The organism is Providencia rettgeri (genome assembly GCF_013702265.1).
Lineage (GTDB): Bacteria > Pseudomonadota > Gammaproteobacteria > Enterobacterales > Enterobacteriaceae > Providencia > Providencia zhijiangensis.
The window spans coordinates 2444948-2467862 of the sequence record NZ_CP059348.1; the positions used below are offsets into that span (position 1 = coordinate 2444948).

General features: G+C 41.5%; 21 protein-coding genes and 1 tRNA gene. 16 read left to right on the forward strand and 6 right to left on the reverse strand.

The annotated features are described in order from the left end of the window. Nucleotides 1-31 precede the first annotated feature (31 nt). Nucleotides 32-877: a deoxyribonuclease IV gene (gene nfo, locus H0913_RS11250; protein ID WP_181477263.1), complete on the forward strand. Its 846-nt coding sequence runs from the start codon at nucleotides 32-34 to the stop codon at nucleotides 875-877. Between the two features lie 98 nt (nucleotides 878-975). On the opposite strand, the gene fruK is transcribed toward nfo, so the two are convergent. Next, nucleotides 976-1911 (reverse strand): 1-phosphofructokinase, encoded by a 936-nt coding sequence (fruK, locus tag H0913_RS11255; RefSeq protein ID WP_036953017.1) that lies wholly within the window; start codon nucleotides 1909-1911, stop codon nucleotides 976-978. Nucleotides 1912-2093: 182 nt separating this feature from the next. Between fruK and H0913_RS11260 the strand changes: the two genes are divergently transcribed. The 3 genes from H0913_RS11260 to yeiP all read left to right on the forward strand — a co-directional run bounded on the left by H0913_RS11260 (nucleotide 2094) and on the right by yeiP (nucleotide 4640). Further along, entirely contained in the window at nucleotides 2094-2534 is a 441-nt protein-coding gene (locus tag H0913_RS11260) for a nucleotide triphosphate diphosphatase NUDT15 (RefSeq protein ID WP_181477264.1), read from the forward strand. A gap of 147 nt (nucleotides 2535-2681) precedes the next feature. Beyond that, on the forward strand, nucleotides 2682-3926 hold the full coding sequence (gene mtr / locus H0913_RS11265) for a tryptophan permease (RefSeq protein WP_154639304.1): 1245 nt from the start codon (nucleotides 2682-2684) through the stop codon (nucleotides 3924-3926). Between the two features lie 141 nt (nucleotides 3927-4067). Then, nucleotides 4068-4640 carry an elongation factor P-like protein YeiP gene (gene yeiP, locus H0913_RS11270; protein ID WP_154603558.1) on the forward strand — a complete coding sequence of 191 codons (573 nt, stop codon included), beginning with the start codon at nucleotides 4068-4070 and terminating at the stop codon, nucleotides 4638-4640. A gap of 154 nt (nucleotides 4641-4794) precedes the next feature. Here yeiP and H0913_RS11275 read toward each other — a convergent pair whose 3' ends face one another. Further along, nucleotides 4795-5139, reverse strand: coding sequence for a hypothetical protein (locus H0913_RS11275; RefSeq protein ID WP_181477265.1), 345 nt, complete (start codon nucleotides 5137-5139; stop codon nucleotides 4795-4797). Nucleotides 5140-6193: 1054 nt separating this feature from the next. Between H0913_RS11275 and mepS the strand changes: the two genes are divergently transcribed. Continuing rightward, nucleotides 6194-6781 (forward strand): bifunctional murein DD-endopeptidase/murein LD-carboxypeptidase, encoded by a 588-nt coding sequence (gene mepS / locus H0913_RS11280; RefSeq protein ID WP_154603557.1) that lies wholly within the window; start codon nucleotides 6194-6196, stop codon nucleotides 6779-6781. Between the two features lie 132 nt (nucleotides 6782-6913). Here mepS and H0913_RS11285 read toward each other — a convergent pair whose 3' ends face one another. From H0913_RS11285 to rsuA, 3 genes are all read right to left on the reverse strand, one after another. Further along, nucleotides 6914-7255, reverse strand: coding sequence for a hypothetical protein (locus H0913_RS11285; RefSeq protein ID WP_181477266.1), 342 nt, complete (start codon nucleotides 7253-7255; stop codon nucleotides 6914-6916). A gap of 723 nt (nucleotides 7256-7978) precedes the next feature. Then, complete coding sequence (locus H0913_RS11290; protein ID WP_036953002.1) at nucleotides 7979-9163, reverse strand: Bcr/CflA family multidrug efflux MFS transporter; 1185 nt, start codon at nucleotides 9161-9163, stop codon at nucleotides 7979-7981. A 24-nt stretch (nucleotides 9164-9187) separates the two neighbouring features. Then, complete coding sequence (gene rsuA, locus H0913_RS11295; protein WP_154603556.1) at nucleotides 9188-9892, reverse strand: 16S rRNA pseudouridine(516) synthase RsuA; 705 nt, start codon at nucleotides 9890-9892, stop codon at nucleotides 9188-9190. 222 nt (nucleotides 9893-10114) lie between these two features. Here rsuA and H0913_RS11300 point away from each other — a divergent pair, with 222 nt between their 5' ends. Together H0913_RS11300 and rplY are read left to right on the forward strand one after the other, a co-directional pair. Beyond that, nucleotides 10115-11887 (forward strand): DEAD/DEAH box helicase, encoded by a 1773-nt coding sequence (locus tag H0913_RS11300; protein WP_181478765.1) that lies wholly within the window; start codon nucleotides 10115-10117, stop codon nucleotides 11885-11887. A gap of 209 nt (nucleotides 11888-12096) precedes the next feature. Beyond that, nucleotides 12097-12378, forward strand: coding sequence for a 50S ribosomal protein L25 (gene rplY / locus H0913_RS11305; RefSeq protein ID WP_154603555.1), 282 nt, complete (start codon nucleotides 12097-12099; stop codon nucleotides 12376-12378). Nucleotides 12379-12503: 125 nt separating this feature from the next. Here rplY and yejK read toward each other — a convergent pair whose 3' ends face one another. Next, entirely contained in the window at nucleotides 12504-13505 is a 1002-nt protein-coding gene (gene yejK / locus H0913_RS11310; protein ID WP_108477940.1) for a nucleoid-associated protein YejK, read from the reverse strand. 238 nt (nucleotides 13506-13743) lie between these two features. Between yejK and H0913_RS11315 the strand changes: the two genes are divergently transcribed. The 9 genes from H0913_RS11315 to H0913_RS11355 all read left to right on the forward strand — a co-directional run bounded on the left by H0913_RS11315 (nucleotide 13744) and on the right by H0913_RS11355 (nucleotide 22914). After that, the gene (locus H0913_RS11315; RefSeq protein WP_108477939.1) at nucleotides 13744-13971 is read left to right on the forward strand and encodes a YejL family protein; all 228 of its coding nucleotides are present in this window, start codon (nucleotides 13744-13746) and stop codon (nucleotides 13969-13971) included. A 21-nt stretch (nucleotides 13972-13992) separates the two neighbouring features. Further along, on the forward strand, nucleotides 13993-15708 hold the full coding sequence (gene yejM / locus H0913_RS11320) for an LPS biosynthesis-modulating metalloenzyme YejM (protein WP_181477267.1): 1716 nt from the start codon (nucleotides 13993-13995) through the stop codon (nucleotides 15706-15708). A 107-nt stretch (nucleotides 15709-15815) separates the two neighbouring features. Then, nucleotides 15816-15892, forward strand: a tRNA-Pro gene (locus H0913_RS11325). 140 nt (nucleotides 15893-16032) lie between these two features. Next, complete coding sequence (locus tag H0913_RS11330) at nucleotides 16033-16575, forward strand: YcxB family protein (RefSeq protein WP_181477268.1); 543 nt, start codon at nucleotides 16033-16035, stop codon at nucleotides 16573-16575. Between the two features lie 522 nt (nucleotides 16576-17097). Further along, nucleotides 17098-17595, forward strand: coding sequence for a type VI secretion system contractile sheath small subunit (gene tssB, locus H0913_RS11335; protein ID WP_154603552.1), 498 nt, complete (start codon nucleotides 17098-17100; stop codon nucleotides 17593-17595). A 19-nt stretch (nucleotides 17596-17614) separates the two neighbouring features. Continuing rightward, entirely contained in the window at nucleotides 17615-19159 is a 1545-nt protein-coding gene (tssC, locus tag H0913_RS11340) for a type VI secretion system contractile sheath large subunit (protein ID WP_154603551.1), read from the forward strand. Nucleotides 19160-19181: 22 nt separating this feature from the next. Continuing rightward, on the forward strand, nucleotides 19182-20519 hold the full coding sequence (tssK, locus tag H0913_RS11345) for a type VI secretion system baseplate subunit TssK (RefSeq protein ID WP_154603550.1): 1338 nt from the start codon (nucleotides 19182-19184) through the stop codon (nucleotides 20517-20519). Next, on the forward strand, nucleotides 20516-21172 hold the full coding sequence (tssL, locus tag H0913_RS11350) for a type VI secretion system protein TssL, short form (RefSeq protein WP_181477269.1): 657 nt from the start codon (nucleotides 20516-20518) through the stop codon (nucleotides 21170-21172). The genes tssK and tssL overlap by 4 nt, the downstream gene beginning before the upstream one ends. A 2-nt stretch (nucleotides 21173-21174) precedes the next feature. Further along, nucleotides 21175-22914: an OmpA family protein gene (locus tag H0913_RS11355; RefSeq protein ID WP_181477270.1), complete on the forward strand. Its 1740-nt coding sequence runs from the start codon at nucleotides 21175-21177 to the stop codon at nucleotides 22912-22914. Nucleotide 22915 lies beyond the last annotated feature (1 nt).

Below are 22915 nucleotides of genomic sequence, written 5' to 3' on the forward strand. Positions count from 1 at the left end.
AATGGCATACTCCTGAAAAAAGGAGTCAATCATGAAATATGTTGGAGCACATGTCAGCGCCTCTGGCGGCGTTGACCAAGCAGTGATTCGCGCCCATGAAATTGGAGCCACCGCATTTGCTTTATTTACCAAAAATCAGCGTCAATGGAAAGCCGCCCCCCTTAGCGACGAAGTCATTAAAAGCTTCAAACAAAACTGCACTAAATACGGTTATGGGAAACACCAAATTTTACCCCACGACAGTTATCTCATTAATTTGGGACACCCTGAATTTGAAGCATTAGAGAAATCTCGCGTCGCTTTTATCGATGAAATGCAGCGTTGCATGCAATTGGGGATTGACCTGCTGAACTTCCATCCCGGCAGCCACCTTAAACAAATTGACGTTGATGATTGCCTAGTCCTCATTGCAGAATCGATCAATATCGCCTTAGAAGAAACTGAAGGCGTTATCGCCGTCATTGAAAATACCGCAGGACAAGGAACAAACCTTGGTTTTGATTTTACGCATTTAGCTAAAATCATCGAACGCGTGAAAGATCAAAGCCGTGTTGGGGTTTGTATAGATACTTGCCATGCCTTTGCAGCTGGTTATGACTTACGTACAGCGGAAGATTGCGAGAAAACATTCCAACAATTTTCTGACATTGTGGGCTTTGAATTCTTAAAAGGTATGCATCTTAATGATGCGAAAAGTGAATTTGCCAGTCGTGTTGACCGCCATCATAGCTTAGGTGAAGGCAATATTGGTTATGCGCCATTTAGCTATATTATGAAAGACCCGCGTTTTGATGGTATTCCGCTGATTTTAGAGACCATCAATCCCGATATTTGGCCACAAGAAATTGCATGGTTAAAATCGCAACAAAATAGCTAACGCTTTCAGTAAATAAGACTGCTAATAAACCAAACGCATAGCAAACAAAAAGGCGGCCTTCTATAAGCCGCCTTCCCAATGAAATAATCGTAAAATAGTTACAATGATTTCATCTCAATTTTTGCCATCATATCGGCCAGTTTATTACGGTTTTTCAAACCAACATCCGGCTGAGAAACCGATAACGCAGAAATTGCAGTCGCCATACGGAGTGTATGTTCGCTAGTCTCACCATTTAATAAGCCGTAAGCTAACCCTGCAACCATTGAATCGCCAGCGCCTACCGTACTGACAACCTCACATTGAGGCGGTTTCGCTAACCAAGAGCCTGAAGCATTTACCCAAAGAGCGCCTTCTTCACCGAGGGAAATAACCACGTGAGAAATGCCTTTATCGCGCAATTCATGCGCCGCAGCAATAACATCTTTTAAATCCGGTAATTTGCGCCCTACCCATGTTTCTAGCTCTTGACGATTAGGTTTAACTAACCATGGTGATGCTTTCAGACCCGCTTTTAATGCTTCGCGGCTGCTATCAAAGATAATACAAGGGCATAACTGACGCAGGCGAGTCATCCAACGTGTGAACTCTTCAGGTTCAATCCCGTTAGGTAAACTTCCACTGACCACCACCATGTCAAAATGGCCAAGCCAATTAAGGGATTCCGTGGAAAAACGGTTCCAATCTTCTTTACTGACATCAAAACCAGAGAAATTAAAGTCTGTCGACTCACCGTTATTTTCTGTGAGCTTAACATTAATGCGTGTACGACCTGGCACCATGCTAAAACGGTTTGCCATGCCATTTTCACTAAAGAAGTGTTGGAATTCTTCTTGGTTGTCCTTACCCATAAAGCCGCTAACAGTGATATCAATACCAAGGTCACGCAGGACTTTCCCCACATTGACCCCTTTACCTCCAGCATTGAGACTAGCGGTCTTAACTAAATTGACTTCACCGACTTCGATGGAAGGGCATAGCCCCACAAGGTCATAAGCAGGATTTAATGTAATTGTAGCAACCCGGCGAGTCATAACCACTTATCTCCCTTATCATTATTGTCTTCGTGCAGACAGTCTTATCACAAGATTTTCAGGGCATAGTTATAACATTAATAACTGTTGGTTTCAGTGATATTTGTATTTTTTCCTGATTGTAATTTGAAAGTAACGTGGCAAAATTCCTTTCTTTATAAAAATAAGAAGAAGGAAAAATAATGTCGGGTCCTCAATACGTTGTTGTTGGTGTCGGTGTGCTGATTACGAACGGCCAAGGGCAAATTCTACTGGGTAAACGTAACAGCCAGCATGCACCTTACTGGTCTATTTTCGGAGGCCACGTTGACCCTGGAGAATCTTTCGAAGCCTGCGCAATCCGTGAAATAAAAGAAGAGATTGGTATTGATATCGATACCCCAACTGTATTTGGTCTCAGCAATAATATCGAAACGTTCCGACAAGAAGGTAAACATACGGTTTCTATCTGTATGCATGTGGAATATAACGGGAAAGTTGCCCCGCAGATCATGGAAGCGGATAAATGCGAAAGCCTGTTGTGGATCTCCCCAACTGACCCATTACCTGAACCTCATTTTGAAGCTAGCCGTAATGCGATCGAATTATGGCTCAGTAAACGTTTCTATCAGCCGCATATCTAAACCCAATATGCACAAACATCTCACTGCTTGTGCATATAATAACCACTCTTAACTATTTTTTATTTTATTATCTTTTAGATGTTTACATTATTTCCGACCTAATGTATCGTTCGGCTAGTACAGTGAAACAATCATTCAGGAGTCATCATGGAAGCCGATGTAACAAAACCACCAAAGCGCCCCTCTATTTTAGGCGGCTCAATGATCATAGCCGGTACCGCAGTCGGTGCAGGTATGTTTTCTATTCCGATGGTGACTTCAGGTGTTTGGTTTTCCGGTTCAGTTGTCTTACTGATCTACACATTTATCTGTATGTTGTTATCAGGATTAATGATTTTAGAAGCCAATATGAATTATCCAGCAGGTGCTAGTTTTCATACCATGGTGAAGGATTTATTAGGTTCTGGCTGGAATACCATTAACACTCTCTCCATCACGTTTGTGTTGTATATTTTAACCTATGCCTATATTTCGGCGGGTAGCTCGATCATCACCGAGAACATTTCAAAATATGTTCAAGTTCCGCAAGCGCTTTCTGGCTTTGTTTTTGCGGTGGTTATCGCGTTTTTTGTTTGGTTATCTACCCGTGCAGTTGATAGGTTAAGTACGATTTTAATTGGCGGGATGGTGATCACATTTGTGATGTCCATCGGCGGCATGGTCACTACCGCCTCACCGTTGATTCTTTTCAACCAATATGAAAATAGTCAAAGTGAATATTTACCTTATGCATTAGCTGCGTTGCCTTATTTACTGACCTCTTTTGGTTATCACGGTAACGTACCGGGATTAGTGAAGTACTACAATAAAGACAGCCGTAGTGTCATGTTGAGCTTAGTGTACGGCGCAGGAATTACGGTCACTATCTACATCTTATGGCAGTATGCTATCCAAGGTAATATTCCACGTTCGTCCTTTATTGCGATCAGAGAAAATGGTAACAATATTGGCGCGTTACTGAATCAAATGAATATTTCCGCACAGAGTAGCTTTATTTCGCAATTTTTAACGCTGTTCTCTTATATGGCATTAGCAAGCTCGTTTTTAGGCGTATCCCTCGGCTTATTTGATTTTATCGCGGACTTCTTTAAATTTAACGATAGCCATCAAGGGCGTTTTAAATCAGTCATTATTACTTTCTTACCGCCAACGGTTTTAGGTTTAGCGTTCCCTGACGGCTTTATTTATGCCATCGGTTTTGCAGGACTCGCAGCAACTATTTGGGCGGTCATTGTCCCTGCCATGATGGCAAGAGCAAGCCGTAAGCGTTTTCCTAATAATAGCTATCGAACACCCGGCGGAAGCTTTGTGATTGGGTTCGTCATCTTATTTGGTTTGATTAACGCAGCCGCACATATTTTGTCTCTGCTAGGTTTATTACCTGTCTATTAAGTTATTCAAAGACAATCATTGGTTAAAAAGAGATCCCTAGCGTGAAAACTAGGGATTTTTTTGATGTTAACATCTTGCCTAATCCCTTATCTGCGAGTAATTTTGTCGAACTCTTTTTGACAATAACAAAGAAGGTTATTTATGGCCAAGGCCAACGAAATCAAACGTGGTTTTGCAATAAACTACAACGGGAAATTACTGCTGGTTAAAGACATTGATATCCAATCTCCAAGCGCTCGTGGCGCAAGTACATTGTATAAAATGCGCTTTACCGATATCAAAACTGGCCAAAAAGTTGAAGAGCGCTTCAAAGGTGATGATATTTTAGACACAATTTCACTCACTCGCCGTGCGGTAAGCTTCTCTTATATTGATGGTGATGAGTATGTGTTCATGGACAATGAAGACTATACCCCATATATCTTTAAAAAATCTGATATTGAAGAAGAGCTGTTATTTATTCCTGAAGAAGGTTTACCAGGAATGCAGGTTTTAACAATGGATGGGCAAGTTCTAGCTCTTGAATTACCACAAACTGTCGATATGGTGATTGCTGAAACAACACCAGGAATTAAAGGCGCTTCTGCGAGTGCTCGTACTAAACCTGCAACAATGCCGACAGGCTTAACCGTTCAAGTTCCTGAATATATAACTACCGGTGAAAAAATCCGTATTCATATTCCTGAACGCCGTTATATGGGCCGTTGTGATTAATTATTTCGCCCTATTTTCTCAATAAGAAAATAAGCTTACATTACCTATGGGCATTCCGCCCATAGGCGTCATTATAAATAAACATCACCAATTCATCCTAGAATAGCATTCCATTTAATATTCAAAAATTAATATAAATATGACAATTTAGTTATTAGTCATAAATAACCGTGTAAACCCCTATTTTATTTTCCTTGTTAATCCATTTAAATGTTTGAGTTCCTTTTTGATTTGGAAGCATAGTCCCTTTTTCACTCAATTTATTAAACTTTACTGAGGTCGTTTTAACGACGCCATCATCATTCCAGCATTTTGTATCAATGCTCTGCTCAATACTCGTGATAACACAAGGTGATGCGACAATTGCGCCAACAAAGTGGATTGTGCCTGATGAAACGGGTTTTGCTTCGCTGTGCGTAGACGCCTTAGCGTGCATACCGAATGTTAATGCCATTAAAGAAAATACTGCTAATGTTATTTTTTTTACTGAGTGATCCACAAGAATTTCTCCGCTTAAAATTAAGTTATCGTCAATTACTAAAATTTATTTACATCTAATTGATGCATTACTTAATAAATTTTCGGATATAAGCTTAATTTGCGGAGGGGAATAGTTATTTCACTTATGGCCGCTATTTTTTATTTTTAAATAACCTCAAAGGATAGGCACGACCTTTAACTCCTTTAATTTAACTTAGATACAATAAATTTCATTGAAACTGATTTCATTTATATAACAAATCACTCTGTGTTTTATTAAAATCAGTCATCTACTCCAACAATCAAATTTGATATTTATTAATCAGAACGGCTATAAACAACTCTCTATATAAATTCATTTTCTTAGTGAAAATTTAATCTATTTAATTCCTTTCACTTATTAAAAGAGTGAAACTTCATAGCACCTAATGGTGAACATAGCTGTTTAGTTCACTTAACTTGAAGACTAATGCATAAAAAACACACGATAATGTAGTAAGAATATCCGCAACATATAGCTATCGGATACAGCCAATTGCTTTTACATTTAGGTGACAAACAATATAAATTTAAACTTCTTTACAATTCAGATTGAAATTTAAAAAATCCCCACTGTTTTTATAAAGATATTAGATAATAAACGTGACTATGATCATATTTTCTTTGAGAACGGTCTCTGTAAGGGCGCAAAAAAACTGGATTATTCGCATTCTGAAGGCAAGTTAATGATGGATCTCTCGTTTTATATAATGTTTTGTAAATTATCCCCCTATTAACTCGCCATTTCAGCTTTGTTTATGTATATTCTTTATGTTTGGTTAAAGAACTCAATATTCATCAGCCAAATATATAAAATAAGTACGATTTTTAGCAGCTTCTGATTATCTTTTTATAATCAACAGGTGTTAGAGCACAAGACAGCTGCTAATTTAGAGCATAATTTGTTCGATACATAAACACTTTCTGCGAAAAATACACTCAGTCGTTATAATGCGTTTTTCACAGGGATCAGTTTAAGTGTGTTGTGTAATTTCCACACGGCAACAAATAAAATGGCAAGGGATATTCTATTAATGTTAACTTCTGAAAAATTTAAGCGCTATGTCTGGCGCATTGTTCCGGCAGTCGCAATTGCCGTAACGCTTTCAGCATGTACGGCACCGAAAACATCGAAGAATGGTCAAACTACCGCAAGATCTTCAGATGTTCGCATGTTAAACGCAACATCGAATGACTCACTCGCAATGGCATCTCAAGATGAATTCGAAGATTTAGTCAGAAGTGTTGATACCAAATCCAAAATCATGGATCAATATGCAAGCTGGAAAGGCGTTAGCTACCGTCTAGGTGGAACCACTAAAAGTGGTATTGACTGTTCTAGCTTTGTACAACGTACTTTCCTCGAGCAATTTGGCGTGCAATTACCACGTACTACCTCTGAACAAGAATCTTCAGGTAAAAGTGTAAAACGCAACAATTTAAGAGCGGGTGACTTAGTTCTGTTTAAAACAGGTCGCACGATGAAGCATGTAGGGATTTATATCGGGGACAATAAATTTGTTCACGCCTCTACAAGTAATGGCGTTATCGTTTCTGAAATGACTAACGATTATTGGAGCAAGCGTTATTACGCAAGCCGCCGTGTGGTTAATGGTTCATAAAACCCAGAAACATTAATGCAGTAGTATATAGATACCTTGCCAATAAAAAAGCTTCCAGGCTCTAAACCGGAAGCTTTTTTATTGGGCCGAATATCATAAAGACGACCTTAATATTAAATAGTCTCAATGCCATTAGGCACAATAGAAACCAGAAGCCATTTCTGCGATAGCAACACCCGATGCTTTTAAACGGCACATTGCTGTTAGCTCATCACTCGCTCGGATAAATAAGCACATCTCTTTTTGCCATTCTAAAATGGCGTTATCGATCTGCATTTCCGATAACGATTCAGACAAATGCTTCATTGCAATACAATCTGTTGCACAGTCGTGGCTCAGCAATTTTAGCCCCACTAGCTTATCGCTATTAATATCATTCATAGGCACAACCTCAACATCCGTACCTATTTTTCCCGATAACCAGCGATAGCTTTGCGGCAGCCTGTGCACCACCGAAAGACCTAATTTTTCCACAAAAATTTCCTATTAAAATATGTCATCATTTTGCCAAGTAAATTGACTAGCTAAATCGCCATTTAATCTACATTTCACTCAATGAATATCGATTCTTTTAGATACTGAAACTCCCCCAAGAGACAACGTCCCTCTTCCTTGTACCTCTCTCTATATTAGAGAGCGAATAGAGCTACATAAGTCTTAAAGAAATCCTCGTTCAAACCGAACTTTTAACCCAATCAAAAAGTAACATGAATGTTAAAAGCAAGAACTTAAATATAACATTAAAAAAGTAGCATGTCGTTAAATTTTTGTGACACACATCATTGCATACGAATTTTTTTGACAAAAAAGTTAATTTTTAAACAAATTTTGAGAACAACCTTCAAAATAAACCATAATAAATCAATTTATTTTTTACATTATCACTGAAGTATATTAACAATCATCTATTTTTTAAGCTCATGCAACCTTATTTCGGATCATTAAAAAGTGAGCTCCACCTTTCATTGAAAACAGAAATTTAACAAATATTCGACTTAAGATAATTGATATGGATCATTTCTTGATAAATACTTTAATTACATTACGTAATTAGTCAGTTTTATCGATGTATTGTACAGGTTAATCTATGGGTATTATGAATAGTGTATTTGTGAGATAAATCAGAATGATATAAATAAAGGAATGGAACTAATCAGTTTGTCAGTTTCATCCTTGAAACTGATTCAATTAGAGATGCTATTTTGCGCGTTTCGCTAAAAGCACAAATAACATGGAGAGTGCCACACAGCCTACCATCGAACCTACCATCGGCCAGGCATTTTTAGCAGGGATCATTGATAACAACGTTCCCACCAATGCACCAATAGAAAAACGAATTGTGCCTGCAAGTGAAGAAACTGTTCCTGCAATATGAGGGTAATTATCGAGGATCACTGCCATCGAGTTTGAGGTGATCATGGCAATCCCACTCACATAAATCGCGACGCCAATCACCAATGTCCAGAAATCCATACCCAATGCTGTCGTCGTTAATAGCCATATTCCCATAACGAACTGAACAATAATCCCAAAATATAACATTCGCTCAGCGCCAAATTGCCTTACAAATTTGCCGTTAATCGTCGTCATAATGAATAAGAAAACAATATTAATGCCAAAGTAATAGCCAAAATGTTGAGGCGATACCCCATTAAGGTCGATATAGACAAATGACCCTGCATTTAAGAAAGAAAACATACCGGAAAACGAGAATGAGCTAGCCAAAATATAGAACAACACTTGGCGGGCTCTGAATAACGTCGCAAACTGGCGTAATGTGGTTCCGATATGGAATTTTTGTCGCCTTTCAACCGGTAGCGTTTCTCGGATAAATAAACTAACCAGCACCACAGCGATGACAGCCGCAATCGCAATGCTCCAGAAAATGGCATGCCATGAGAACCAGCGCATCATTTCGCCGCCCATGATAGGTGCCATCAACGGTGCAATGGTCATCACTAACACGACGAAAGACATACTTCTGGAAAATTCATCTTTAGTAAACATGTCACGCATCAAGGCGTTGATCACGACGCTGGCTGCGGCTGCCGCAAATCCATGAAGGAAACGCAGCCAGATAAATGTATCGATAGATTCTGCAACAGCACAAGCCGCAGAGGCTAGTGCAAAGACAATCACCCCACCTAAAATGACGGGTTTGCGTCCTAAACTATCCGCCATCGGACCATAAAAAAGCTGACCAATTGCAAAACCAAAAATGTAGCTGTTCAGGGTCATCTGAATGCGCCCTTCATCTACATTAAAGTAACCTGTCATTGCAGGGAAACTCGGTAAATACATATCAATCGCTAATGGCATTAGCATTGATAGCAAACCTAAAATTAAAATCAGCCCCAAATAGGATGAACGCTGTTGTTGCACTTATTAACTCCTGCTATGACATCATTAACGGGGAACCGTAATACTCTCAATCTCTGCTTCCGTCAGTGGACGGTATTCACCCGGCTCTAACTGCTCATCTAAACGAATTTCCCCGACTCGCTCACGATGCAAACCACACACATGATTTCCGACTGCCGCAAACATTCGTTTAACTTGATGATAGCGCCCTTCACTGATTGTCAGTCGGACATCACGTGGAGAGATAATTTCCAGCTGCGCAGGTTTCGTGAGTGATTTTTCACCATTTAACATGACGCCTTGTTCAAACTGTACCGCGACATCATCCGCGATATCTTCACTCAGTTGAACTCGGTACGTTTTCTCACAATGATGTTTTGGCGAGGTGATGCGATGAGACCACTGACCATCATCCGTTAATAACACTAACCCAGTCGTATCAATATCTAAGCGACCTGCTGCATGCAGTTTTTGAGCGACGGGCTCATCAATAAAATAGAGAATTGTCGGGTGCGTGGGGTCATCAGTTGAGCAAACATAGCCTTCCGGCTTATTGAGCATAAAATAGCGAGGCCCCGTAACTTGCACTAACACATTGCCATCATAGGCAACTTCATTATCAAGACCCACCTGCATCGAACCTGATTTTACTACTTCATCGTCAACCATGACATTACCGGCACGCAGCTCACGCGCCACCAAACTCCGGCTTATCCCAAGTTGCTGGGACAAAAATTTATCCAGTCGCATAGATTCTCTTAACTTGATGGAATGTCAGCGAGAGGTACAATAGCACCGCGCTGTCATAAGATAGAAAGATGGATTGCTGTGATTACTATCACATAATTTATTATACCAATAACCTGTTACAAGTGATAGCACAGCAAAGGGAACGCTTAAATTTAGACCTAGCCACGGATCTAACTTAAATTTAACATTAATAATCTGACTTTTTTGAAAAAACTAACTCATATGCCTGCAGCCTCATCCCGTTTTACTTTACGCCCTTACCAACAAGAAGCCGTTGACGCGACAATCCAGTACTTTCGACGTCACACTACGCCCGCGGTGATTGTGCTCCCGACAGGGGCAGGAAAAAGCTTAGTGATCGCAGAATTAGCGAGATTGGCTCATGGGCGCGTATTAGTTTTAGCCCATGTCAAAGAGTTAGTTGAACAAAACCACGCCAAATATCTAACTTATGGTCTAGAAGCAGATATCTTCGCAGCAGGCCTCAATCGCAAAGAATCCCACAGTAAAGTGGTCTTTGGAAGCGTACAATCGGTAGCGCGTAATCTTGAACACTTTGACGACAAATTCTCTTTAGTTATCATCGATGAATGTCATCGCATCAGCTTAAACGAAGAAAGTCAGTATCAACAAATTATCCTAAGCTTACAAAAGCATAACTCTGCACTGCGCATTTTAGGTTTGACCGCAACTCCCTATCGCCTAGGGCATGGGTGGATTTACCAATACCACTACCACGGAATGGTTAAAGGGGATGAACACTGTTTTTTCCGTGATTGTATCTATGAATTGCCGCTGCATTACATGATCAAAAACCAATTTTTGGTTCCCCCTGAACGCCTTGATATGCCAGTGCTGCAGTATGATTTTAGTCAGGTATCGGTTAACCAATCGGGAATTTTTAGCGAGCAAGAACTCAATTTATCCCTCAAAAAACAGCAGCGCATTACACCAAAAATTGTGGCGCAGATTATTGAGTATGCCACGCCGTTACAAGGGTGCATGATTTTTGCCGCTACGGTTGAACATGCTAAAGAGATCCTCAGTTATTTACCTCAAGATACTGCGGCATTAGTCACCGCAGAGACACCATCCCTTGAGCGCCAAAACATCATTCAGCAATTTAAAAACAAGCAATTACATTATCTTGTCAACGTTTCAGTACTGACCACTGGTTTTGATGCGCCACACGTAGACGTAATTGCCATCTTACGCCCAACAGAGTCCGTCAGCTTATATCAGCAAATCGTTGGACGTGGCTTACGTTTGAGTGAAGGAAAGAAACTGTGCCTAATTCTGGACTATGCCGGAAATCCTCATGACCTCTTTCGCCCCGAAGTGGGTAGCAGCAAACCCAACTCCACCAGCGTTCCAGTCCAAGTTTTCTGTCCACTGTGTCAGTTTGCCAATGTTTTTTGGGGAAAATGTACTGCAGATGGTCAAATTGTCGAACACTACGGGCGCCGTTGCCAAGGATGGGAAGAAGATGAGCAGGGACGCAAACAACAATGCGAGTTTCGCTTTCGATTTAAACAATGCCCTCATTGCGGCGCTGAAAATGATATTGCCGCACGACGTTGCCATAAATGCCAAGAAGTCCTCACGGACCCCGATGATATGCTTAAAGCCGCTTTACGGCTTAAAGATGCTCTAATCTTACGCTGCGGGGGAATGGAACTCACTTCAGGCTCGGATGCAAAAGGCGAGTGGCTGAAAATCACTTACTACGATGAGGATGGCACGTCGGTGTCTGAGCGTTTTAGACTCACCACTTCTGCTCAAAAACGCGCATTTGAATTCCGTTTTTTACGCGAGCATCACCGTGCCCCTGGCGTTCCCTTCCATTGGAATAATGCGAACGACATAATTTCACAACAAGCATTATTACGTTACCCGCAATTTGTTGTTGCGCGAAAAAAAGAAAGCTACTGGGAGATTAGAGAAAAAATCTTTGATTATCAGGGACGTTTCCGTCTTGCCGCATCATTAAGATAATCAGAAAAAACGCAATTAATGATGAATAAATCATGCCAAGTCAGAAAGATAATGATCTTAATGATTGCCCGCTAGCCGTTTTTTCGTTAAAATGCCGCCCGCCTTTGTATGTCTCGCTTCGCGAAATGATGTTACAGGGCCAAATCTCGAACCTGCTGCTGGGTCGCCTGTAGCAGGATTTTTATTTTTTCTTTTATAGAGAAATTGTAATGTTAACTATCAATGCAATTGAACGTAAAGAGCAGGGTAAGGGTGCGAGCCGCCGCCTGCGCAGAGCTAACCAACTGCCAGCTATCGTTTACGGTGGCAACCAAGAAGCTATCTCTGTTACTCTGAACCACGATGAAATCATTAACCAAGAAAGCAAAGCAGAATTTTACGAAGTTCTGACTCTGGTTGTCGATGGTAAAGAAACTAAAGTAAAAGTTCAGGCTGTTCAACGTCACCCATTTAAGCCAAAAGTGACGCACATTGACTTCCTGCGCGCTTAATTAAGCCCATAGCCGAGCTTTAAAGTTTTTTCGGGACGCCGAGTAAATAACGCCGCAATTGCGGCGTTATTTATTTTTAAGACAAGATTTCTAACGTAAGATTTCTATAGAAAATCTATCGTTCACTATTTATTACCGCGACGTTGCAACTGGTCACGTAAATTTGGCGGAGTTCCACGAATAGTCAATGTGTCTGTCACGGGATCCCAAAAGATACGCTCTCCCATTAACATCGCGTCAAAGCTAATCGTAATTCCCCCACCACTACCTGAAAATTTCGTCAACTGCTTTAAAGTACCGCGATCAGCAGGAAAACTCTCTTCCAATTGATAATCATTTTGGCGAGTGAAATCTTCAAAGCTTTGCTCTTCCACCATCGGTAGCTCTTTTGAGAGTTCCTTCAACTCAATCTCTTCGCCTGATTGCAATTGCTCACTGCAATAGCTATGAACTTGTTGGCGATAAGCTTGGCGAGTATTTTTATCCATCTGCGCATTATCACAAAAATCATCCAATGCTTGGACTAACCCTTTATTCTGTACCTTCGCATTCAAACCTTCAGATGCAGCCAAGAAATCCATAAAGAAATCAGAAACTTTACGCCCTACTCGCCCTTTAAGGAAAGTCAGATAACGCTTCGACTCTGGATTGGTTTCCCATTCAGTCAAATCAATACGTGCCACAATATCCGCATGAGGAATATCTAAGTAATGAGTCGTACCTAAATCGAGGGATTCAGTCACAAACATGCTATCGCAGCTATTAAGAACGGCAATCAGCAGGTATTCCACCGCTAAATAACGATATTGGCAGAAGAGAACGATGCCGCCTTCAGCAAACGGGTATTTTGCCAGCTCATCTTTTAAACGCACGGTCATTGCGCGGCTAAAGCCTAAAAACTCTTCTTCGCCCTTACGCAGTAACGTTAACGCTTCAGCAAGTTCACTCTCTTCGTTAAACTCACCAAATGCCTTACTTTTTGCACTGTATACACGATGTAATTCTGCCATCATGTCTTGCACAACATTGTCTGTCGTCAATAACGAATCACGCAACATGACTTCTAAAGTCTGTTCATCTCGTTTAATCAACTGGTGTAACGCTATCTGGGTAATTTCCAGACTCATTGTTGGCTCCTTTCGCTAGCAGAAATAATGTCGCGTATTCAAACACTGTTAGTATTTGTCTGCAACTGAAACCGTTAACCGCCATTTTTTTATTACTTTTATGGCGAACTATTATCCACTTCGGTGATCTAAATAAACATTATTATCAATTAAACGAAAATTTGTTTAAAGAAAGAAGAAAAGTCACCCACAATGGGCTATCATATGGAGCTTTCATTAATTTAGGATGTCATAATTTATGCCACAATCATCTCGCTATAGTGATGAAAAAGTTGAAGGTTTACTGTCTGACCTTGTTAGTGTGTTAGAAAAAAACCATACTCCCGTTGATCTATCATTAATGGTACTTGGTAACATGGTTACCAATCTGCTCAATACGTCTGTCGCCCCTGCTCAGCGTAAAATGATTGCAGAGTCCTTTGCCAATGCATTACTTTCTTCTGTACAAGAAGATAAATCACACTAATTTGGTTGATAAATAAACAGCATGGTCACCCATCAGCGCTACCGTGATAAAGTCTCCAACATGATTGGTTGGGGGCACTGGTTTGCACTTTTTAATATACTACTTTGCCTTTTGCTAAGTAGCAGCTATCTGTTTATTTTTGACTGGCCAGATACCTTCGCTGGTCGCGCTTATGCCTTCGTCAGTTGGTTGGGTCATTTCAGTTTCGTGGTGTTCGCCACTTACTTGCTAATCATCTTTCCACTGACCTTTATCGTTATGTCCCAACGATTGTTGAGGGTTATCTGTGTGGCGCTAGCCACCGCGGGACTCACCTTATTACTCTTTGATATTCGCGTTTTTAGCCAATTTGGCCTCCATCTTACACCGCAGGTTTGGGATTTAGTGATTAACCCCGCCAAAGGTGAAATGGCACGCGAATGGCAACTGATGTTCATCAGTATCCCCATTATCTTTTTGGTTGAGATGCTATTTGCGACCTGGAGCTGGCAAAAATTACGCAGCTTAAGTCGTCAAACATTTGGGCGCCCACTGGCAGGCCTATTCATCGCAACATTTGTGATATCGCATTTAATGTATGCGTGGGCGGATGCCAATTTTTATCGCCCGATCACGATGCAACGCTATAACTACCCGCTGTCTCAACCAATGACAGCGCGCAAACTTCTTGATAAATATGGGCTACTCGACCTGACTGCACATCAAAATCGTGTCTTCCAGCAAGGTAGTCCAACTGCACTGAAACTTCAGTACCCATTGAAGCCACTTAGCTATCAAGACCAAGGTACGGGTTACAATTTACTTTTATTGGTTGTCGATGATTTAGGTAATGTTTCTCAGCAAAACCAAATGAACTCACTGAAAGAGTTCAAAAATATCAGCTCCCAATTTACCAATCACTATACTTCTGGGTTACGCAATGATACCGCCCTATTTGGGCTGTTCTACGGTATTTCATCAAGTTATATTGATAATATTCTCAATGGTCGCCACCCTTCTGTCTTGGTTGAAGCTTTACAACATCAAGGCTATCAGTTTGGTTTATTCTCCACTGATGGGTTTAGCTCACCATTATTCCGACAAGCGATTTTATCTGACTACTCTTTGCCGACAAAAGCATCGGACAGTGACAAACAAACTATTGCACAGTGGAATTTATGGCTGGATAACGTGAAGCATGGCTCACCTTGGTTCTCATTCTTAAACATCAAGGGAGCGCCGGGAAGTAATCAAACGGATAACCAAATCAGCCAAGTCATTGATACGCTAAAGAGCCAGAACAAGCTTAACAATACCATTGTGGTGATCACAGCAAACTACAACAGTAACGGTTCGCAAGAGACTGATTGGGTGAATAAGAAACACTTTAACCGTGACAGTATGCAAGTTCCGTTATTTATCTACTGGCCGAATACTCCAGCACAACAAATTGATAAGCTGACTAGCCATCAAGACGTAATGACCACCCTCATGCAGCGTGTGTTACATGTCAATAACCCACCTGATGATTACAGCCAAGGTGAAGATCTCTTCAGTGCGCAGCGCACTTATCCGTGGGTGATCACCGGCGATAAAAGCGATGTCGTCATTACCACCAACAACGCGACAATGTATATGGATCATAATGGCCAATTTAATATCTATGACCCACAAGGCAACGAGCAGACTGACGACAAACCAGACCTTGCTGAGCTACTGAAAATCTTCACTGAACTTAAACGCTTCAATGAAAATTAGCGCTTAAATTTCAATCAGTCATCTGGGTTTACTCTTGATTTTGCCAATGTTTTGAGTAGTATATTTTTTGCCTAAAGCCCTTGTTGTAAAGGCATGTATTCATTAATCGGCACGTAGCGCAGCTTGGTAGCGCACGGTCATGGGGTGTCCGGGGTCGGAGGTTCAAATCCTCTCGTGCCGACCAAATTCTCACTCAAGCCAGCCTTTTCGGTTGGCTTTTTGTTATTCAATACTTCCCTTTCTTTGACCATTATCTGATAGCCAAATTGCATCGCTATCGGAATAATAGACACTATTCTTTTAACCTTTTATTAAGGACACAGTATGTCGCTATCCGTCACGGTTGCATTATCACGCCAAGAATTTATCGCCTTTAGCCGCTACTGCCATAAAAATAACTACTTTTTACCCAAAAATCGCAACTTGCTCACTTATACCCTGCTCTATTTGATTTTCTTTGCCGTCATGGGAGGATTATTCACCTTACTCCAACATTTTGATATCGAGCTTAATATGGGGCAATTTGTTGTCTCTGTTCTGATGGCGATATTACTTTATGCCATCTTTGCAATACGTTTGTTTAAAATATTGAACAAAGCGATTCCTGATGCGGATAGCTCGACTTTCTGCACAAAAACATTCACGGCTGATGAGAATGGATTACACATTGAGAGCGCTTATGGATTATGGCACTACAATTGGAATTCAATGCGTTTTATAAAACAAAATGGAGATACACATTATCTATTTATTGATAGAACTAGCGCCTTTATTTTCCCAAAACGAGCGTTTGATTCGCACGAAAATTATCTAAAGTTTGTGCAATACCTCACTGAACAAAATTATTTTTTAAATAATCCAGAATAAATCTTAGTAAACCAAATTAATTTAGCATAATCATCCATTATGCTTTATTTTAAATTTTGCGAGTAATTTATATTCACTACACATTTTTTTACACTTTATTTTTAGCTTTAACTAACGATTTATATTAAAAATTAGAAATAACTCCACGAATAGTATTTCGTCTATATTATCGTCCGATATCACCCTCTTTATGTGTAAAATTATTTATATATTCTGATTTTCTTAAGAATAATCTCTATTTTCACTATCAAAATTTCCTGCAAAAAATCCACTCACTTTCATTGTGAATACACATTAGCTTTGATTTTAAATGATTTTTAATTAATTAAATAGCTGCTAATACGTAAAAATACGTTACGTCACACTCAAACATAAAATCATATCCATTAGAAACCTTGATCTATCAGCCTTAAAATTATATAAAATAGCAAACTGATTTAAGCCAAATTAAAGTTGAAGAATATATTTCATTTACCAATAATTCATATTTAAAGCGAGTAATACCACTAAAGGACTCCTAAAATGTCAGATAGCTTCCAAAATGAAGTACCGAAGGCTCGAGTTAATATCAAATTAGACTTGCACACGGGTGGTGCGCAGAAAAAAGTGGAATTACCACTTAAATTATTAGCTGTTGGTGATTACAGCAATGGACAAGATAATCGAGCATTATCTGAGCGCGAAAAAGTTAATATCAATAAAAATAACTTTAATAGTGTACTCACTGAATTTGCACCGGCCATTAATCTCACAGTGAAAAACACCCTTGCCGGTGATGGAAGTGAAGAAAGCATCAACCTCTCTTTCAAAAACATGAAAGATTTTGAGCCTGAGCAAGTTGCCCGTCAAATTCCTCAACTACGCGCAATGTTAGCTATGCGCAATTTGCTGCGTGACCTGAAATCTAATCTCCTCGATAACGCAACGTTCCGCCGTGAACTGGAAAACATCCTTAAAGATCCAGAGCTCAGTGATGAACTTCGTGAAGAACTAGCACAGCTAGCACCGAAGAAAGATTAATTTGGATTATTAAAGGATTATGCTGATGTCTGTAAAAACTGAATCAACTCAAGGCGCAACAACTGTGCTGGATGACACCTCAAATCAAGGTGTTTATGCTTCTTTGTTCGAAAAAATCAATTTAACGCCAGTCGCATCAATCAGTGATATTAACGCATTCCAAGACAATGCAGCCTTGGCAGATGCAACGGCTGACGAACGCGTCACTGTCGCCGTTCAAGTCTTCCTCGATCGTTTAAAATCATCAGGTCAAAAAGTCGAGCGTTTAGATAGAAACCTGCTCGACCATCATATTGCTGAACTTGATAAGCAAATCAGCCAACAATTGGATGAAGTCATGCACCACCAAGACTTCCAAAAAGTTGAATCCACTTGGCGTGGCTTGAAATTCCTGGTTGACCGCACTGATTTTCGTCAAAACGTCAAAATTGAACTGCTAGATATTGCGAAAGACGATTTACGCCAAGATTTCGAAGATAGCCCAGAAGTCATTCAAAGCGGCCTTTATCACCATACTTACATTGCGGAATATGACACCCCAGGTGGCGAACCTATCGCAGCAATGATTTCTAACTATGAGTTTGACCGTAGCCCGCAAGATATCGCCTTACTGCGTAGCATCTCCAAAGTCTCAGCATCCGCACATATGCCATTTATCGGCTCTGTAGGACCAAAATTCTTCGGTAAAGAGACGATGGAAGAAGTGGCGGCAATCAAAGATATTGGCAACTATTTTGATCGTGCTGAATACATCAAATGGAAATCATTCCGTGACTCTGATGATGCTCGATATATCGGCTTAACCATGCCTCGTGTGCTTGGTCGTCTGCCATATGGCCCAGATACCGTACCTGTTCGTAGCTTCAACTACGTTGAAGAAGTTAAAGGCCCAGACCACGAGAAATACCTGTGGACCAACGCCACCTTTGCTTTTGCTGCCAACATGGTTAAAAGTTTTATCAACAATGGTTGGTGTGTCCAAATTCGTGGACCTCAAGCCGGTGGTGCTGTTAAAGATCTCCCAATCCACCTGTTTGATTTAGGAACGGGCAGTCAGGTCAAAATTCCATCCGAAGTGATGATCCCAGAGACCCGTGAATTTGAATTCGCCAATCTTGGATTTATCCCGCTGTCTTACTACAAAAACCGTGATTACTCCTGTTTCTTCTCTGCTAACTCGGCGCAGAAGCCCGCGTTATACGATACCGCGGATGCCACCGCAAACAGCCGTATCAACGCTCGTTTGCCATACATTTTCTTACTGTCCCGTATCGCCCATTACTTGAAGCTGATTCAACGCGAAAACATTGGTACCACCAAAGACAGACGCTTACTTGAATTAGAACTCAACAACTGGGTTCGTGGCTTAGTGACTGAAATGACCGATCCTGGTGATGATTTACAAGCTTCTCACCCGCTGCGTGATGCAAAAGTGGTTGTTGAAGATATCGAAGATAACCCGGGCTTCTTCCGTGTGAAACTGTACGCGGTTCCACACTTCCAAGTCGAAGGTATGGATGTTGATTTATCGCTAGTTTCACAAATGCCTAAAGCAAAAGCCTAACGGTTATTAAAGGTCATTCAGGATGAAAATCTACCGTCCCCTATGGACAGACGGGGCCTTTTTGGCCCCTCAGCAATTTCAACAGCAAGCCCGTTGGGACGGTCATGTTGCTGAAGTGGTCGCACAAATGGGTATCGCCTCCACGTGGGGCGTCATTAGTACCGAGTTTGATGCCAGTGCATTAACGCTCTCTCGCGTAAGCGCCCAAAAAATCGTGGTGCGCTTTCACGATGGCACACTGATTGACACAACCTTAGCTGATGCCCTTCCTCCGGTATTGTCCCTCAATGATTATGCGGATCGCCAGTCATTGGATATCGTTCTGGCATTGCCTTTAATGCTAGCCAATGGTGGAAACTTAGTTCCTGAAACAGGAACCGATCGCCCACGTCGATTTAGCCAAGAATGGGTTAAAGTTCAAGACTTATTAGGGCATGAACAAACAGACATTGCCGTATTACGTCACGTGGCAACACTGCGTTTTGCTCATGATGAGAATGAAGCCTATATGACCTGCCCTGTTGCACGCCTTATTCGCAACGCTCAAGGGATGTGGGAATTTGATAGCCACTTCATTCCTCCCTTACTTTCCTGTCAAGGAAGTGCTGAATTACGAACATTGCTTTCTGAGTTTATGCACCGTTTAGTGGCTAAGCGCCGTCGTTTAATGGCGCTACGTCGCGAAAGTAATGAAAAAATGGCCGACTTTGTGGTCGCTGATGTTTCACTGTTTTGGTTACTGAATTCACTGAATAGTGCCGAGCCGGTCCTCAATGAACTCAGCACCGCATTACATCGTCATCCTGAATTACTCTATCGAGAGCTAGCTCGTTTAGCGGGCAGCTTATTAACTTTTTCCTTAGAAAGTAAGCTGGAAGATATCCCGCTATACAAACATGAGCAGCCAGAGCTTGTTTTCCCACCTCTTTTTGCCTTGTTAAATACACTGCTTGAAGCCAGTTTGCCTTCTCGCGTTATTAGCATTGAATTGGCGAAAGAAGGTCCATTCTGGAAAGGTCAACTCCATGACGGTCGATTACGTGAAGAAGCCGATTTTTACTTATCGGTTCGCTCATCATTGCCTGCTCACTTATTGATCGCTCAATTTCCACTCCTTTGCAAAGCGGGCAGCAGTGATGATGTGGCGGACGTCGTTAATGTGGCACTCAATGGTATTCCATTGAAACCGCTCAGCCATGTTCCAACGGCGGTCCCTCTTCGCTTAGAAAACCAATATTTTGCGCTAGATATTGAAACACCTGCGGGTCAAGCCATGCTCTCTTCTGGGCAATGTGCTTTCTATGTTCCAAGCACGTTAGGTGACATTCAATTAGAGCTGTTTGCGGTACTTCGCTCATGAACAATACAACATCGCACCATACTATCGACATGATCTTCGCTCAAACTTGGCTGATGGTTTGTCAATTGCATCAAGGCACTGCCATCACTCAAGGGGATAATTTTTATCGTCGCGTTTGCCAACTCATTGATGAAACACGTCAAAAACTGCTTGAACATGGCTACCCTGAATCCGCCATTGAACATATGCAATACGCTCAATGTGCCCTGATTGATGAATCTGTGATGAATCGCCAACACCAAGATGATGGCTACAACACATGGATCCAATCTCCTTTGCAAGCACGCTACTTCAATACATTAGAAGCGGGAGACAAACTTTGGGATCGCCTACGCAGCATTTTAAATGAAACCGCTCCGAATCCTGACGTTTTGCTCTGTTTTCATCGCGTGCTTACCCTCGGATTTGTCGGTAAGTTTCGCCAAAAAGAGGCGCCAGAACGTGAACGCATCGTCGCTCAACTTAATGTTCAACTTCCAGACTATCTGATCGCTTCAGAATTGCCTCTCGTCGTAAAACCTAAATTACGGTTTAGCCGTCGCAGACTTTACTGGTTTGGTTGGGTAGGTGGCATCCTCATACTCGCCGCCATGTGGTGGGGATTCAGTGCATCGTTAGAACATTTACTACAACAGTGGATGACACAAGGATAGGCATGCAAAATCCAATCAAACAGTGTCTGACGCTTTTTGCTACGGGGCTTTTTTTGTGGCTACTCTGGGGATTTTGGTCTCTAGGGCAAAGTGTCACCATTTTTGTTTCCGTCTTCGTCTTAGTACTGACGGGGGGAATGTTGTTTTGGCAATATAAACAACGACGCCAAGTGTTATCCACTGAACATGATTATACGGGTGCATTTCCGGCTGATAATTATCAGGGGCCTGTCATTTTAGTCTGTGGTCAATCTCAAGCACTATTCCTGGATGACCAATTACACAGAGAAACAAATCAAGGTTGGTACATTCGTGTATCCGCCCCCACTGAGCTCGTTAAACTGATTGCCGCATTGGTGGAATATGCCCCTTCACTATCGGGTCACTTATCCTTACTTTACGTTGTATTACCCGAGCAACTGACTCAACAAGAAACCCTGACACAAGCACTACTCAACTGGCGTCGAGCGATTGGGGAAGGCCGTCAAAAAATCGGTGCTAAATTACCATTTTGGGTAACGGTATACCTTTCTAAACCTCATCACGCTGAAACCGCTATACATGTTGATGATGAACATACCCCTTGGATGACGTTACTCAGCCACCAAACTGAATTTCAGGTAGAGCAAGAAGGTGCGATGTCAGTCCCTTACTCCGTGTGGCTACCTACGCATTTCGGACAGTCAGAACAAAGCCTGCAATTTTCGCTGTGGCTAGACACCTTACAAAGTTGGCTAAACCAGGTTTTAGTGCCTCAATTCACCCTGCCTCAAGCTGGAGCTCCGAAGCAAATCCCTTCAGCATGGGCCATTCAGTGGATAGATATCACTAGTCAGCCGAACAATTTATGGCAGCAATTCATCCAAGAAAAAACCACATTGCCATTACACTCCTCAGTACAAACAACGGATTTACTCCCTTTGCCGGATGTCATGCTACGCCGCTTACATCATGATATTAGCTTAAGCCGAACGGAAAAAAGCCTCGGTGCAATTGGCGCTATTTTTGGGATTTTCTTAGTGGGTGCTTTAGTCGGCAGCTACCACCACAACCAACAACTCATTCGCCATATTGGTGAAGATATTGCTCGTTTCTCTCAGCTTTCAGATGTTCCACTCGCACCAAAATTGACCGCTTATCAGCAGCTCCAAGATGATGCCGCTGAGCTTGCACGCTGGGAGCGTGAAGGGATCCCAAGCGCTTACTCTTTAGCGTTATATCAAGGTAATCGAATATTGCCTTACTTACATACTCTGCTAGGAAGTTGGGCGCCTTCTCAACCTGAAATCGCCCCTGAAGCGCCGACTGCCCCACCTCAAATTGTCACTTTGGATAGCTTGTCTTTATTCGATGTTGGGCAATACACACTCAAAACGGGCGCGACCAAAGTATTAGTTGATGCGTTACTCAATATCAAAGCCAAACCCGGCTGGTTAATTATGGTTTCTGGCTATACCGATAACACCGGGAATCCAGAACAAAATCAAAAACTGTCTTTAAAACGCGCAGAGTCTGTCCGTGATTGGATGATTCAAACCAGCGATATCTCGCCAACCTGCTTTGCTGTGCAGGGATACGGGCAAAATAACCCCGTTGCCGACAACAACACCACTGACGGACGAGCTCGCAATCGCCGCGTAGAAATTCGCCTGATACCTCAAGCTGAAGCTTGTCAGATATTAGGCGTCAACACCGTACCATCGATGGATGGTGGTACACATTCCACACTAAAGGAGAAGTAGT